Source organism: Ruegeria sp. S263 (genome assembly GCF_056780525.1).
The window spans coordinates 219,037-233,814 of record NZ_JBQUVJ010000003.1; the positions used below are offsets into that span (position 1 = coordinate 219,037).

The following is a 14,778-nucleotide window of genomic DNA, read 5'->3' on the forward strand; positions in this document are numbered from 1 at the left end:
CAAAGCGACAGGAAAAATGAGACCTAATCTTATCATATCCAGCCTGGCACTTGCTGCCGCCGCTGGTGCTGCCTCGGCGCAAGAGGCGTGCTCCACCTATGAAATTCAACGCGGCGACAGTCTTCGCGAGCTGACCATCGAGGTCTATTCCACCGAGGACTTTCGCATAATTTTTGACGCCAACCGCGATGTGATCGGAAACAATCCGAACATCATTCGTGTGGGCGATGTCCTGACCCTGCCTTGTCTCGAAGACATTGGCCGCGCACCAGCCAAACCTCAGACTGAGGCCGAGGCGATGGCTGCGGAAATGGCATCTGAATTGGTCAAGGCCGCCGAAGACCGTGCAGCCAAAGCCATCGCCGAAGCGAAAAAGGCCAGCGATGACGCCGTCATTGCAGCCCGCGCCGAAGCGAAAAAGGAAATCGAAGCCGCGCGCAGCGAAGCAGCTGCTTTGATCCGTAACGCGGATGCTGCCGAACAGCCGGAAATTCGTGACCGTCAATTGTTGCTAATCACCGGTGGCAACTATGCCCCTTTCACGGACGAGGCCCTGCCTCATCGCGGCCTTTATACAAACCTGGTCGAAACGGCGATGCTGCGCGCAGCGCCCGAGCAGGCCTATAAAATTCAGTTCGTGAATGACTGGTCTTCGCATCTGGATCTGCTGATGCCGACACTGGCCTTTGACGCAACCTTCCCTTGGTCGCGCCCCGTTTGCGAAGAACCCGCTGCCTTGTCGGAAAAAGACCGCAACCGCTGCGAAACCTACAATTTCTCGAACCCTTTCTACGAGGTCGTCGATACATTCTTCGCACGTGAGGGGTCGGGTTATGAGCAAACTCTGACTTATGCCGACTTCGCTGGAACCACGATTTGCCGCCCTGAAGGCTGGTCACTGTCGCACATGGACTCAGTCGGTCTTTATGAGCCAGCGATTTCCCTGATGCGCCCGGTATCCCCGGACGACTGCTTTCACGCCTTGATGGACGGCACTACCGACATCGTGGCGATCGAAGCTCATCTGGCCGTCGAAGCGATTGGCCGTCTAGGGTACGAACACCGCATTATCGAAAACCCCAACCTGGCGGCGATCAAGTCGCTTAACGTTATGACCCACAAAGATAATCCAGATGGGGAAGCGATCCTTGAGACGCTCAACCAGGGTCTGGCGATCATGCAGCAATCAGGAGAGTGGCGTGACATCGTCTCAACCGCTCTGCGTCATCAAATGGAAAATGGCTAAGGCCCCAATCGGCCTGACAACACATTAGTCTGGAGGAAGTGGACATGTTTAGTTTCAACCTGAAGAAAGTCGCGCTGTCGGCAACGGCCGTCACCGCCCTGAGCGCCGGGGCCGCCGCCGCGCAGGAAGCCTGTACAAATTACACCGTCGAGGATGGCGACACGATGGCAACAATCGCCATCGCTGCCTACGGCACGTCGAACTATCAGCCGATCTTTAACGCGAACCGTAACGCGATCACGAATCCGAACGCGCTTGAGCCGGGTTTGGTTCTGGCGCTGCCTTGTGAAGACGGCAGCCTGCCCAACGGTCAGAGTGCGCAGGAAATTATCGCAGCCGAAGAACAACGTGCGGCAAGCATCAAGCGTTCGAATGTTTACGCACCGCCGATCAAACTGGTCGCGGGCAATGGCTGGGAACCCTTCACCAGCGAAGGCCTGAGCGGGGGTGGAATTATGACACGCCTGGCGACAACCAGCCTGCAACGCGCTGGCAACAGCCGTGACTATTCGGTGAGCTTTGTGGACGACTGGGGTTCGCATCTGGACACCCTCCTGCCGCTTGGTGCTTTTGACATTTCAATCGCCTGGACCATCCCTGACTGCACCAACCGCACGTATGAGTGGTCCGCTGAAACTGAGGCGCGATGCACACAGTTTGTCGCCTCGGTTCCGGTGTATGATGTTGTTGGCGGTTTCTACACTCTGCCGGAAAACGAATACACAAACGCAACGACCTTCAGCGATCTGGAAGGTGCCACAGTTTGCCGTATGGCCGGATGGAGCATGGTCGTACTTGAAGAAATCGGCCTGAACCGGACCAATACGACTGTCGTTCAGCCCAACACTGCACGTGAATGTCTGGATGCGGTCCTGACCGGGACTGCCGATGTTGCCGCGTTCGAAGTTGAATTGTTCGCAGCAACCATGAAGGACATGGGCCTGACGTCGGCAGATATTGTCGAGAACCCTTACGTGTCCACGCTGTCGTCGATGAGCTTCCTTGCGCATCGCACCAATCCCTTTGCTCGTGAATACATCGCGATGATGAACAAGGGTTTGAACGAAATGCGCGAAAGCGGCGAGTGGTACGCGATCATCTCGGATACGCTGCGGGAACAGAATGAAAAACTGAACGCAGCATCGAATTAAGAAACTGTAACGGGGCTGGCTTGTCGTCAGCCCCGTTTCACAAACCCATTCGCTTGCCGGAGAGGCTATGCGCGCCCCGGCCACAAAAAAAGGGACCGACTTTCAAGGCCGGTCCCTTTTTTGTTGTTTTCCCCTCACGCACTTGAATGAGGGATTTCAGATATCAGTCGATCAAAGCGTTCAGTGTCGCGCTTGGGCGCATGACCTTGGCCGCTTTGGCGGGATCGGTGTGATAGTAACCGCCCAGATCCGCGGCCCCGCCCTGAGCAGACGCCAGTTCGGACAGGATCTTCTCTTCTCCATCCGCCAGAGCTTTGGCCAAAGGCGCGAACTCGGCCGCGAGCTCTGCATCATCAGATTGCGCCGCCAAGGCTTCGGCCCAATAGCGGGCAAACCAATAGTGGCTGTCGCGGTTGTCCGGCTGACCAACCTTGCGGCTGGGTGAACGGTTGTTGTCCAGAATACCCTGCGTTGCGGCTTCGGCTGCGGCGCCCAGAACGCCTGCTTTGGCGTTGCCTTTGCTGTCGGCCAGGAAGTTCAGCGATTCACCCAATGCGCAGAATTCACCCATCGAGTCCCAGCGCAGGTGGCTTTCCTCGACCAGTTGCTGCACATGCTTCGGGGCCGAGCCGCCCGCACCTGTTTCAAACAGACCGCCACCATTCATGAGCTTGACGATGGACAGCATCTTGGCCGAGGTGCCCAGCTCAAGGATAGGGAACAGGTCAGTCAGATAGTCCCGCAGCACATTGCCGGTGATCGCAATCGAGTCATTGCCCGCCGTGATCGTTTCTAGCGACTGGCGGGTGGCTTCGCGCGGTGCCATGATCAGGAACTTGTCGGCTACACCTGCGGCTTCAAGCGCCGGTTTGACGTATTTGATCAGTTCGGCATCATGGGCACGGTTTGCGTCCAGCCAGAAGATTGCCTCGGACCCGGTCAGGCGCTGACGGTCCATGGCCAGTTGAATCCAGTTCTCGATCGGCGCTTTCTTGACGGTGCACGAGCGCCAGATGTCACCCTTTTCGACATCGTGCGAATGCAGCACGTCACCATTGGCCAGTACGATGCGAATGGTGCCATCAGCAGGTGCCTGGAACGTCGTCGGGTGCGAACCGTATTCTTCGGCCTTCTGCGCCATCAGACCGACGTTTGCGACCGCACCGGCAGTCGCTGGGTTCAATGCACCGTTGGCTTTGAAGAAGTTGATCGTCTCGTCATAGACCGGCGAATAGCAGCGATCGGGGATCACGCAGTTTGTGTCGCCCTTGGCCCCGGCCTCATCCCAGCCCTTGCCGCCTGCGCGGATCACGGCGGGCATCGAGGCGTCGATGATCACGTCCGACGGAACGTGCAGGTTGGTGATGCCCTTGTCGCTGTCGACCATGTACATGGACGGACGGTCCGCCTTGATGGCGTCGATTGCAGCCATGATTTCGGCGTTGCCCTTCACGCGGTCCAGCAGGTCGCCCAGACCAGAGTTCGGGTTCACACCCAGCGCGTCCAGTTCAGCGCCGAATTTCTCGAACACGGGGGCCAGCCACGCCTTGACGGCATAGCCAAAGATGATCGGGTCGCTGATCTTCATCATTGTGGCTTTCATGTGCAGAGAGAACATGGTGCCGTCGTTCTTGGTGTCTTCAATGGCATCCGCCAGGAAGGAAGACAGTGCCTTGACCGACATGAACGTCGCATCGGCCACGGTTCCTTCGGCCAGCGGCCATCCGTCTTTGAGAACGGTAACGCTGCCGTCTTTGCCGACGAATTCGATCTTGGCATCCCCGGCCTGAGCCGCGGTGATGGTGGCCGACTTCTCGTTAGCATAGAAGTCATTGCCCGACATGGACGAGACTTTTGTTTTGCTGTCCGAGGCCCACTCACCCATCGAATGCGGGTTCTTCTGAGCATAGTTCTTCACAGCACGTGCGGCGCGGCGGTCGCTGTTGCCTTCGCGCAGAACCGGGTTCACGGCCGAGCCTTTGATCGCATCATAACGGGCGCGGATCGCTTTTTCTTCGTCGGTCGAGGGTTCCTCAGGGTAGTTCGGAATATCATAACCCTGCGCCTGCAGTTCTTCGACGGCCGCAACCAACTGCGGGACCGAGGCTGAGATATTCGGCAGCTTGATCACGTTGGCTTCCGGCGTCTTCACCAATTCACCCAGAGCGGCCAGATCATCGGTAATACGCTGTTCGTCGGTCAGGTTTTCCGGGAAGGTCGCAAGGATGCGGCCAGCCAATGAAATATCCTTGGTGCCAACGCTGACGCCCGCGGCCGAGGCGAACTTGCGAATGATGGGCAGGAACGAGGCGCTGGCCAGCTCGGGCGCTTCGTCTACAATGGTATACAATATGTCGAAGTTCGATTTATCTGCCATATTCTTTTACCTTTTTTAAGCCTTTCGGGGCGTGCGATCCAAGAGTTTGCCACGTTCGCGTGGCGTGGGTGGGGCGCGTTTATCCTACCGCCCCAACGGAGACTCTGATTTGACAGGGCCTCCCTTAAATCACGAATGGCTTGGGATCAATCGCAACAAGCTGCGCATTTTGACACGTTTCGCTGAAAATCGTGAAGCAGACGCATGTCAGACACCCCAGGTATCGCTAAGCCTGTACCCGCCGGGCCATGGATCGTCAGGGTCCAGCATGTGTTGATGAACACCGGTTATCCAACCGCGACCGCCGATTTCAGGAATGATTGCAGCCCGGTCACCAACCCGTGTTTCATCGACAATCTTGCCCGAAAACCGGGACCCGATAATTGAGATCGCCTCGAATGTCTGTCCTACGACCATTTGCCCTTTTGCCATCATCAATGCCATCCGCGCCGACACCGCGGTTCCGGTTGGAGAGCGGTCTACCTTTCCCGGTTGAATGGCCACAGCAGATTTACTGCGTAACCCGGTTTCGGTGGTTTCAAGCGAGCCGCAGAATGCGCAAAATGAGATGTGGTTCCAGTCTTTGTTCGTGGGATGGCTGAAACCAATCTGATCGTTCGCCGCATTCGTTATTGCCACACCCAAACGCGCAATGTCGCGGGCGGCATCTTCCTGGATATCTATCCCAAGCGCAGCCGCATCAACCACAACGAAACTGTCTCCCCCAAATGCGGTATCCACCGTCAAAGTACCGACTCCTGCCACCTCAAGAGGCGCTGCAATCTTGTCGGCATAGCTGGGAAGGTTGCGCACGAAAATCCGCTCGGCTTTGCCGTTCCTGCAATCGGCGCGAACCTGCACCAATCCTCCGGGGGCTTCGAGAACAAGCTGAGTAACCGGTTCCTGCATCGGAATAATCCCGCTATCCAGCAGCACCGTAGCCACACAGATTGAGTTCGACCCTGACATCGGCGGCGTGTCTTCGGGCTCCATAATGATAAAGGCGGCGTCGGCATCCGGGTGCTTGGGCGGCACAAGCAGGTTCACATGGCGAAAGACACCGCCGCGCGGTTCGTTGAGAACAAAGTTCCGCAATGTCTGATCTTGCGCGATGAACGACCGCTGATCCCACAGCGTATCGCCAGGAGGCGGCTGAACCCCACCGACGATAACGTCGCCGACCTCACCTTCTGCATGGGCGGATATGACGTGGATCGTTTTTACACTTCGCATGTCTCTTCCTCAGAACCGTGCCGGAGAGTACGGAGCCAACGAAATCGGCACGTCCCGGTCATCAATGAGTGCCGCGACAAGTTCAGCGGTGCCCGCCGATTGCGTCAGTCCTAGATGCCCGTGGCCAAAGGCATAAATAACGTCAGCCGCGTTTGGAGACCGCCCAATCACGGGCATGCTGTCGGGCAAAGACGGACGAAACCCCATCCACTGAGTGCCACCTTCGGTGTTCAAACCGGGAAGAAACTGCGTCGCCTTCTTCAGCAATGTGTCCGCCCGTTTGAAATTTGGTGGCAAGCTCAGTCCCGCCAACTCGACCGCCCCGCCCACGCGGACGCCGCCGTTGATCCGGCTGGCCACAAAACCGTGACGAGAAAAGGTCAAGTGCATCCGAAGATCAAAGGCCCCATCTGGCAAGGTGGTGTTGTAACCCCGCTCGGTCTCAAGCGGTATGTGATCCCCAAGCGTCCGTGCAAGGTGATGCGACCATGCACCTGCTGCCAGCACGAGTTTTGCGGTGTCAATCGTACCCCCTTGCGTAGTGATACGCACACCGTTTTCCAACGGTGTCAGCGCCCGAATGTCCTGCTGTTCGATCCTGCCTTGTCGGCCACGAAAGGCTTGCGCCAGATGCTCGACCCACTTCTTTGGGTCAATTGTGTTCAGCCAATCCGGCGTAAACCCGGCATGCGTGAAACGTGAACTGAGACCGGGCTGCTTTTCCGCGATCGCTGCCGGACTTTCCAAAAGCTCGAACTTGATGCCATGGGCGCGGCGAACTTCCCATGCTTGCAGGCTGGCGCGGAATTCGGCTTCGGATTCATAAAGCTGCATCTGCCCGTCGCGCTGCATCAGCGGTTCGCCATTGACGGCAGGAAGCAGCCGCTCCAACGCCGCCGCCGACAATCGCATCAGGTTGGCCTGCGCCTCTAACAATCTGGCGTATTGTCCCGGTTGGCTCGCGCGCCAGAACCGGTACATCCAAGGTGCGATTTTGAGCGCATAGGCCGGGGGAATGGACAACGGGCCAAGAGGATCCAGTAGCCATTTCGGGGCTTTTCGCATGATGCCGGGTGTCGCCAGCGGCTCGACCTCGGGGAACGCAAAAGCACCTGCATTTCCGGCCGAGGTTTCAGCCGCAACACCACCCTTGTCCAACACCAGCACCGAATGCCCGCGGCGCTGCAATTCCAGCGCGGTTGTGATACCGATGACACCAGCTCCAATGACAACGACCTGTTCGGTCACAACGCGATCCCAGTCTTGAATGGATCAGCCTTGTCAAAGATCAACGTCGCTTCGGCCATGATGAAAGCCTGCCCAGTAATCGAAGGGATCACACCACCATTCAGGCCGGGTTGGTAAGACAGCCGATACTTACTTCCAATCACACTCTGCTGAACGATTTCCTCTCCCGGAGCCAGAACGCCATCTGCGGCAAGACACGCCAGCCGCGCTGAGCTGCCAGTTCCGCAGGGCGAACGATCATAATTATTGTCAGGGCAAAGAACAAAATTGCGACTGTGAACACTATTATCGGGTGAGGCGTCTTGAAAGATCACGTGATCTATGGGCTCGCCCTGCTCCCCTCCGATACTTTGTGAAACTGAGGCGTCACGGATCGCGATCGTAAGATCTGTCAGCCTGCGGATGTTGCCGGGCTCGACCGGAATCGGGCTTGGGTCAACGATGAAAAACCAGTTGCCACCGTAAGCGACATCGCCGGTTACGGTTCCGTATTCGGGTACTTCGATGGAGATATCGCCGTGGACCCTCCGACTTTCGATATTCGTCACGGTGACCGTATGCGCATCGTGCAGTTCGACCGTGACGATACCGGCAGGCGTTTCGATCCGATGAGATCCAATACCTATGCGCCCCAGATGCCCAAGGGTCACGGTAAGGCCAATTGTTCCATGTCCGCACATGCCAAGAACAGCATCAACATCAAAGAAAATCACACCGGCAACACAGGTCTGATCCACTGGCTCGACCAATAGCGCCCCGACCATGGCCGATTGGCCGCGTGGTTCAAGCATAACCGACCGATAAAACCCCTCGTGATCTTCTGCCAACCTTCGGGCGCGCTCTGACAAGGCGCCCGTGCCCAGATCAGGCGCACCTTCTAGGATAACCCGTGTTGGCTCTCCTCCGGTGTGGCTGTCGATCACGTGCATTCAGCGATCACTCCGCCCTGCTTTGACCAGTTGGCAAACCACGCCTGAAAAAGAGCATATTGCTGCTCGCAGTAATTACGCTGCGCATCCGTCAACTCATCCGTTTCGTTAAAATGCAAACGGTACTCCTGTTCGCCGTTCAGCACCAGTAAGTGCTTGTAATAAAGCACCAGATCAGGCCCTTCGTCAAAGCTGGACAGGACGTGAATCGCCTCGGTCAATTCCTGCGCGCGCACCCGCGCCTCGGCATCCCCTTGCGCCGCTTTCTTGGACAGCGCCGCCAAAAGCAAGGCTTCGCGTGGCAGGGCCGTTCCGATGCCGGTGATCGACCCGGTAGCACCACAATTTACAAATCCGTGGTACACTTCGGTGTCGACTCCGACCATTAACGTCACGTGATCCTCCTGGCTGGTGATGTTTTCAGCGGCATAGCGCAGGTCGTCCTTACCCCCGAATTCCTTGAAGCCGATCAAGTTTGGATGCTCTGCGCGCAGAGCAAAAAACAGGTCAGCCCGGGTCGCGAACCCATAATATGGGCTGTTGTAAATGATCGCCGGGACGTCCGGCGCTGCGTTCAGGATCGCCTTGAAGTGGTTCTTCTGCGCAGTTGGAGAGCTGCCGCGCGATAGAACGCGCGGTATGACCATAAGGCCAACGGCCCCAACTTTCTGCGCATGGGCCGCATGGGCAACGGCTGACTTCGTGTTTATGGCCCCCGTGCCGACAACCACGGGCAAGCCTGCCGCGATGAGGCGCTCAACACCTTCCATCCGCTGCTCGTCCGTCAACAAGGGCCAATCACCCATCGACCCACAATAGACGACTGCCGACATACCAGCGCTGATCATCTGCTGCCCTTTGCGAACCAACGCGTCGAAATTAGGTGTGCGGTCAGCGTTACAGGGGGTCATCAGTGCAGGCATTGTTCCCGTGAACACATTGGTCGACATCCGTGTCATCCTTCCAATCAAACAGTATTCGGGCGCTGGTTTCAGGCCCATTCAACTCGCTCTATCGGATATTGGATACAAAATCCAGCTCTATTACATATGAAAAAACGCGCCATTCTGGTGCCCCGGCGCGTTTCTTCGTTGGACCCGACAATATGTATATTACCGGAGTCTTCCCGGATCTGTTGCAAACTTTTTGCCATTGACGCTCAAAAACGCAGAGAGTGAATAGCGGCCGGTGTAATTCAGCCGAAAGTCAGTTCATGATTTCTTTCAAGGGTGCACAGTATCCGAAAGATGTGATCCTATTCGCAGTATTCTTCTACGTTCGATATGGTGTTTCATACCGTGACCTGGAGGAAATCATGGGTGAGCGCGGTGTTTCGGTGGACCACACTACACTGAACCGCTGGGTGAAGAGATACTCTAGCGCGATTGCCGAGGCCGCGCGTCGCCGCAAAAAATCTTGCGATCGTTCTTGGAGAGTGGACGAGACCTACATCAAGGTGAAAGGGGCGTGGGTATACCTCTACCGAGCTGTCGACAAGCACGGTAAGACGCTTGATTTCATGCTTTCGCAGCGTCGAAACAAACCCGCCGCCACCAAATTCTTTGCCCGGGCACTGGAGGTCAACGGCCTTCCAAGAAAGATTGTCATCGACAAGAGCGGAGCCAACACAGCCGGCATCAAGGCCATAAACAAGATGTTGAAAGGCTTTGGTTGCCCAGTCCAAATTGAAATGGTCCGGCGGAAATACTTGAACAACATTGTGGAACAGGACCACCGTTTCATCAAAAGACGAACTCGCCCGATGCTGGGGTTCAAAGCCTTCGCATCAGCAGCGGCAACGTTGGATGGAATTGAAGTGGCGCACATGATCCGCAAAGGTCAACTCACGCCCGGAATCTGTCCGTTTCGTCAATTTGCAGAACTGGCGGCATAGGCAGCGGGTTCGGTGTCAACTCTTCGTTTAGTCAGAAACTTCGCAACAGAGCCAAGATGGGGCATGGACGCGCTTTGAGTTTGAATATGATGAGGCCAATGATCAGTACATTTGCCCAGAAGGCTTCGCACTGAAACAGTTCCGCCGGAACTACTCCGGTCCTAATCGCGGTAAGAACATCCGCGGCACCCGGAAGTATCGGGCCCTCAAGTCAGATTGTCAGGGTTGCCCATCGAAGGAGAAGTGCTGCCCCAATGCGACCTGCCGATCAATCAGTCGGGAAGAGCACGAGGACGCGCGGGACTTCGCACGCTCCAGCCGGAAGACGAAGGCCTACAAGGTCAGCCGCGACAAACGGAAGAAAGTGGAGATGCTCTTCGCGCATCTGAAGCGCATCCTGAATCTGACCAGGTTGCGACTACGCGGACCGAACGGGGCCAAAGACGAGTTCCTACTCGCAGCTATCGCACAGAACCTCAGAAAACTCGCCAAGCTCAGGCCCAAGACTGTCCAAGCAGAGGCCACGGCATGATCTGAGGCGTCAGTTTAGCCCATCTGAGCATCGACCGGACCAGCTTCCGGCCCAAACAACCCGCGCAGATGCTCGGATGACGAACCCACCATCATTTGCGGCGAGTTCTTCAACAGAATCCGCCCCGACCCGCCAGTGCTGCGCCTACCGCTTCTACAAATCTGAGCTTTGCCATGGTCCTGGTTCTCCAAGCGTTCGCGCCGACGTCCAAAGTTTTGCCAAAATGCAAAGTTGTGCCCGAACCTACACCAAGGGGTTGTATAGGACCCACTTCCCTAATTGGAAGTTGCTTTAAGGTAAGCTTACGCTTATCTTATCCTGCAATACAGTTAAAGGATGTTTACTTTGCCTGCCAGATTCCTGCCGCCTCCGGCAGCCAAACGCACCGTTAGAAAGCTCGGTCTGGACATCAAGGATGCCCGGCTCCGTCGCGGCTTGCCTGCGGGTATCATCGCAGAGCGTGCAGGCATTTCCAAGCCTACCATGGTCAAGGTTGAAAAAGGCGATCCCGGCGTCTCCATCGGCATTTATGCAGCTGTGCTTCAGGCCCTTGGTCTTTTGGACGGGCTTGCCGGCATCGCAGATTCCCAGAACGACCCCACGGGCTCCGCCACCTCCCTTGAGCGCCTGCCGAAACGCGTTCATCTGTCCTCCAGCAAGAAGACCGGAGCTTGAAGTGACACGCGAGGTTGAAATCTTTCTCGACTATGGGGGCGAGATCCGTGCCGTTGGCCTCTTACGCTGCGCGCCCGCACGCGGGACCGAACGTGTCCTCTTCGAGTATGACGCCACATGGCTGGCGCGAAACGACAATTTTCCCATCGACCAGGCCCTTCCTCTAACGGGAGGCATTTTCCCTCCGTCTGCTGGAATGGACATGTTCCCGGTCATCGGGGACACATCCCCGGATCGATGGGGTCGTCGCCTCATGCAGCGCAGAGAGCGCCGATTGGCAAATCAGGAGCAGCGCGCGGCGCGCACCCTGTTTGAGACCGACTATGTGATGGGCGTCTCTGACGTCAGTCGCATCGGCGCACTCCGCATGCGGTGGGCCGGACAGGAAGAATTCCAAGCCTCCACCAATACCGGCGTTCCCGGTCACATCGCCCTTGGCGACCTGCTTGACGTCACGCGCCGTATCGAGGCTGGCGAAGAAACCGACGAAGACATCCAAATGATCTTTGCTCCCGGCGCCTCTCTGGGCGGCGCACGACCCAAATGCTCTGTCCATGACGTGAATGGGCACCTGTCGATCGCTAAATTCCCAAAACAGGACGACGAATACTCGGTTGAGAGATGGGAAGCCATCGCGGCGACGCTTGCGCGGCAGGCCGGCATCAACATGGCATCGCACAGCCTTGAGAACGTCAACAGCGTCCCTGTCTTTCTCAGTCACCGCTATGATCGGAATGAGGATGGCCAGCGCGTGCCCTACACCTCCGCAATGAGCATGACCCAGCACCAAGATGGGGATCACGGTAGCTATCTCGAAATTGTCGACGCCATAACAACGCACGGCTCAAATGCACGAGAGGACCGGGCTGAACTATTTCGACGTCTCATCTTCACAATTCTTGTCAGCAACGTCGATGACCACCTGCGCAACCACGGGTTTCTCTGGGACGGCCAAGGCGGCTGGCACCTTTCACCTGCCTTTGACATCAATCCAACATCACCCTTGGAAAAGCCCCGCGTCCTACAGACCAACATCGATTTCGATGAGGGGACCTGTGACATCAATCTCGCACTGAGCGTCGCAGAAGAATTCGGCCTCTCTACGAAGGATGCACGACAGATCACCTCTGAAGTTGGACAGGCTGTCTCAGCATGGCAAGTTGTTGCACACCAGCACAACACACCCGCGCGAGAGATCGAATTTCTCTCCGGGGCATTTGAGCACGACGACCTCGAGCAAGCGCGAAGGCTATAACCAAGCCCGGTTGCTCTATTTTGCGAGGCGTCAAAATACTTCCAAAAAGTTCGCAAAATCGGTAGCGCCAAACTGACCGGGCGCCACTTATTATTCACTCCGAGCGTGCCCTATAACCACAGCGGTATTTCTGGTCCGCGAGCTTGCCAAGGGCTGCCTTCGCATCCTCTTTTGACGCCGCGTAGTCGACCATCCGTTGCCCTCCGGCTGCCCCAATCCTCCCCCATTCGCGGATCAGACACCACTCACCGAATAGGGTTTGTGCGACGCGCATCACGTAGAACCGCCGCTGCCGTTTTTCGGGATTGATCTTTTCAAGCCGGACAAACATCGAATTCTCCTGCGTCCAGACTACCAATGAAGGAAGAGATTGAAAGATCCCTGGCCTATCTCCAAAAATTTTCGTCCTGATCATGACGTTGCAACCACATCTCAGCCATTACCCGAGCAGCTGACATCGCAGCAATAAACGCGCGCTTGATGGCCGACCGGTCGCAACGCAGGTCAATTGTTCGACGGGCTGAACCATAGCCCCTCCACGGCGCTCTTCTTTCGAACCCGGCACGCCAGTGTTTTGAAGATTCTGCGAAACAACCCGGAGCTCAAGCGGATCGGGGATAACACGGCGGGCATCCGATCCGTCTCCAAAAGCGAGATCCTACAGCTTATCGAAGACGCCATGGCCAACCCCCTGCCCTTCTAACCAATCGACGGAGGTCGGTGACCGAACCGCACCGCACAAGGTGTCCCAAGCGAAGCAAAGACGACTGCGTAGTCCCGAGTCAAACCCCAGCAATAATACTTCGATCCGATTCGATTTTCTGTTCCTCAGAGGGCTATCTCTCCCACGGCACGGGGTGTTTGGATGGAGTTGGGCGTTTCGGATGAGTGGTTAAGTAAAAATTCTCAAAAAAAGTGACAGGCCTCTGAAGGGCCATAGAAGCAAATTGAGCCAATTTCCGGGGTCCGATGACAGATTGCACCCCGAAGGATGAGATTGCTGCTCCAAAAGCTCACAAACGGCTTCCAGGAGTACTAATTTACGTTTGACCCCCAGACAGACAAACTGCTAGTCAACCTATTGTTGTAGAACGATTTTTTTCTTGATCCGATGAATCATGCCCGGGTATTCGGTCCTTGAGCGGTGCTCATCGAGAAGAATGGCACCCTCAAAACCAACCCGCGCCACCTGATGGTGCCAAGAAAAGGAGCAGCCCATGAGGCAGTTAAAAATCACAACGAATGCGACAGACGCGCAGCTGGCAGCCTTGACGGCAAGCATTGAACAATTGTTGCAGAGACGGTCAAAAGCCGTGGCTGAGATCAGCCGTTTGGAGGAACAACGGCAAACCTTTGACCAATGCAACACGGATCAACCAGATACCATTGAAGACAAGATTGGCGGTGTTCGGGCAGAGCTCCAGGACATCGATGCCAGCCTAAAACAATACCGTTCAGAACAGGCCGATCTGGAAAACACACTCGTTCAGCCACTGGCCGAATGCCTGGATCGCGTTAACGGAAAGGCCGCAACCTACACGCTGGGGGCAGGAGACATAATACTGCTCGCAGAAGAGGCAGAGGATGTTCTCAACCAAAAAGGTGTGAAACAGAAAAACCGGGCCGGCACCGAGATTGAATTCCGCCCCGGTGGGAAACAGGCCTCCAACCGGTATGCGAGAATGGCAAGTGCAAGTATCACGACGCGGGTGAAACTGCGCCGGGTCAATGACGGCTGGCGACTGGTTGAAGCGGCCCGGGACCGGTGTTTTGTCAACCAGCCCGAGTTCAGGCAGATCCGCATTCGACCCGCCGCGCATGCTGACATTCTTCGAACCGCAACGGACGGCATCACGATACTGCCCGACGCGGCTGAAACCTGACGCTCCTGCTCTGTCTGCCGCCTGAATCAGGCCACCGACTGACCGATTGTACGACTTGGGCACAGCCAGACAGAGCCTGACTTTCAAACCCTCAATACACACCAGGCACATCGTCCCAACGGATGGTGACGGGACAGCTGTGTCAAAATGAAAGAGATATCATGACGACTCAATCACCAGACCTCCCCACAATCCAAAACCCGATGCAAAGAAAGGGCGGGGTCAACACACCCCAGCTGAAGACACTGGTTCTGGTTCATCCCGGCAGTATGTTCGGAAGCGGTGACTTCAATGTCGGGCCCATGGCCGCCGGAAGGTGCCGGGACCAAATCCGTGATCAATTATTGGCCCATGA

12 protein-coding genes and 1 pseudogene are annotated in these 14,778 nt (G+C 56.5%); 7 read left to right on the plus strand and 6 right to left on the minus strand.

Translation table 11 applies throughout. The features are described 5' to 3' along the window. Positions 1 to 16 precede the first annotated feature (16 nt). A complete protein-coding gene (locus ACT2B1_RS19640; protein ID WP_171239300.1) occupies positions 17 to 1,246 on the plus strand; it encodes a transporter substrate-binding domain-containing protein in 1,230 nt (409 codons plus the stop codon). A gap of 44 nt (positions 1,247 to 1,290) precedes the next feature. Further along, positions 1,291 to 2,397, plus strand: coding sequence for a transporter substrate-binding domain-containing protein (locus tag ACT2B1_RS19645; RefSeq protein WP_171125077.1), 1,107 nt, complete (start codon positions 1,291 to 1,293; stop codon positions 2,395 to 2,397). A gap of 163 nt (positions 2,398 to 2,560) precedes the next feature. Here the strand turns inward: ACT2B1_RS19645 and ACT2B1_RS19650 are convergent, their stop codons facing one another. The 5 genes from ACT2B1_RS19650 to ACT2B1_RS19670 all read right to left on the minus strand — a co-directional run bounded on the left by ACT2B1_RS19650 (position 2,561) and on the right by ACT2B1_RS19670 (position 9,134). Then, entirely contained in the window at positions 2,561 to 4,774 is a 2,214-nt protein-coding gene (locus ACT2B1_RS19650; RefSeq protein ID WP_481669212.1) for an NADP-dependent isocitrate dehydrogenase, read from the minus strand. A gap of 207 nt (positions 4,775 to 4,981) precedes the next feature. After that, entirely contained in the window at positions 4,982 to 6,007 is a 1,026-nt protein-coding gene (locus ACT2B1_RS19655) for a trans-3-hydroxy-L-proline dehydratase (RefSeq protein WP_171239298.1), read from the minus strand. 9 nt (positions 6,008 to 6,016) lie between these two features. Beyond that, complete coding sequence (locus ACT2B1_RS19660; protein WP_481669213.1) at positions 6,017 to 7,255, minus strand: NAD(P)/FAD-dependent oxidoreductase; 1,239 nt, start codon at positions 7,253 to 7,255, stop codon at positions 6,017 to 6,019. After that, positions 7,252 to 8,184: a 4-hydroxyproline epimerase gene (locus tag ACT2B1_RS19665; RefSeq protein ID WP_171125085.1), complete on the minus strand. Its 933-nt coding sequence runs from the start codon at positions 8,182 to 8,184 to the stop codon at positions 7,252 to 7,254. The genes ACT2B1_RS19660 and ACT2B1_RS19665 overlap by 4 nt, the downstream gene beginning before the upstream one ends. After that, positions 8,175 to 9,134 (minus strand): dihydrodipicolinate synthase family protein, encoded by a 960-nt coding sequence (locus ACT2B1_RS19670; RefSeq protein ID WP_171239296.1) that lies wholly within the window; start codon positions 9,132 to 9,134, stop codon positions 8,175 to 8,177. Before ACT2B1_RS19670 ends, ACT2B1_RS19665 begins: the two co-directional genes overlap by 10 nt. Before the next feature lie 263 nt (positions 9,135 to 9,397). On the opposite strand from ACT2B1_RS19670, the gene ACT2B1_RS19675 reads away from it, so the two are divergent. The 4 genes and pseudogenes from ACT2B1_RS19675 (at position 9,398) to ACT2B1_RS19690 (ending at position 12,540) form a co-directional block, all read left to right on the plus strand. Continuing rightward, positions 9,398 to 10,078, plus strand: coding sequence for an IS6 family transposase (locus ACT2B1_RS19675; protein WP_353392075.1), 681 nt, complete (start codon positions 9,398 to 9,400; stop codon positions 10,076 to 10,078). Between the two features lie 55 nt (positions 10,079 to 10,133). Next, a pseudogene (locus ACT2B1_RS19680) lies at positions 10,134 to 10,610 on the plus strand (transposase); the annotation flags it as partial. A 345-nt stretch (positions 10,611 to 10,955) separates the two neighbouring features. Beyond that, a complete protein-coding gene (locus ACT2B1_RS19685; RefSeq protein ID WP_353392078.1) occupies positions 10,956 to 11,285 on the plus strand; it encodes a helix-turn-helix domain-containing protein in 330 nt (109 codons plus the stop codon). 1 nt (position 11,286) lies between these two features. Next, on the plus strand, positions 11,287 to 12,540 hold the full coding sequence (locus tag ACT2B1_RS19690; RefSeq protein WP_353392080.1) for a type II toxin-antitoxin system HipA family toxin: 1,254 nt from the start codon (positions 11,287 to 11,289) through the stop codon (positions 12,538 to 12,540). A gap of 94 nt (positions 12,541 to 12,634) precedes the next feature. On the opposite strand, the gene ACT2B1_RS19695 is transcribed toward ACT2B1_RS19690, so the two are convergent. Next, complete coding sequence (locus ACT2B1_RS19695) at positions 12,635 to 12,871, minus strand: WGR domain-containing protein (protein WP_353392082.1); 237 nt, start codon at positions 12,869 to 12,871, stop codon at positions 12,635 to 12,637. A gap of 886 nt (positions 12,872 to 13,757) precedes the next feature. On the opposite strand from ACT2B1_RS19695, the gene ACT2B1_RS19700 reads away from it, so the two are divergent. Beyond that, positions 13,758 to 14,423, plus strand: a complete 666-nt coding sequence (locus tag ACT2B1_RS19700; protein ID WP_481669214.1) for a hypothetical protein — start codon at positions 13,758 to 13,760, stop codon at positions 14,421 to 14,423. Positions 14,424 to 14,778 lie beyond the last annotated feature (355 nt).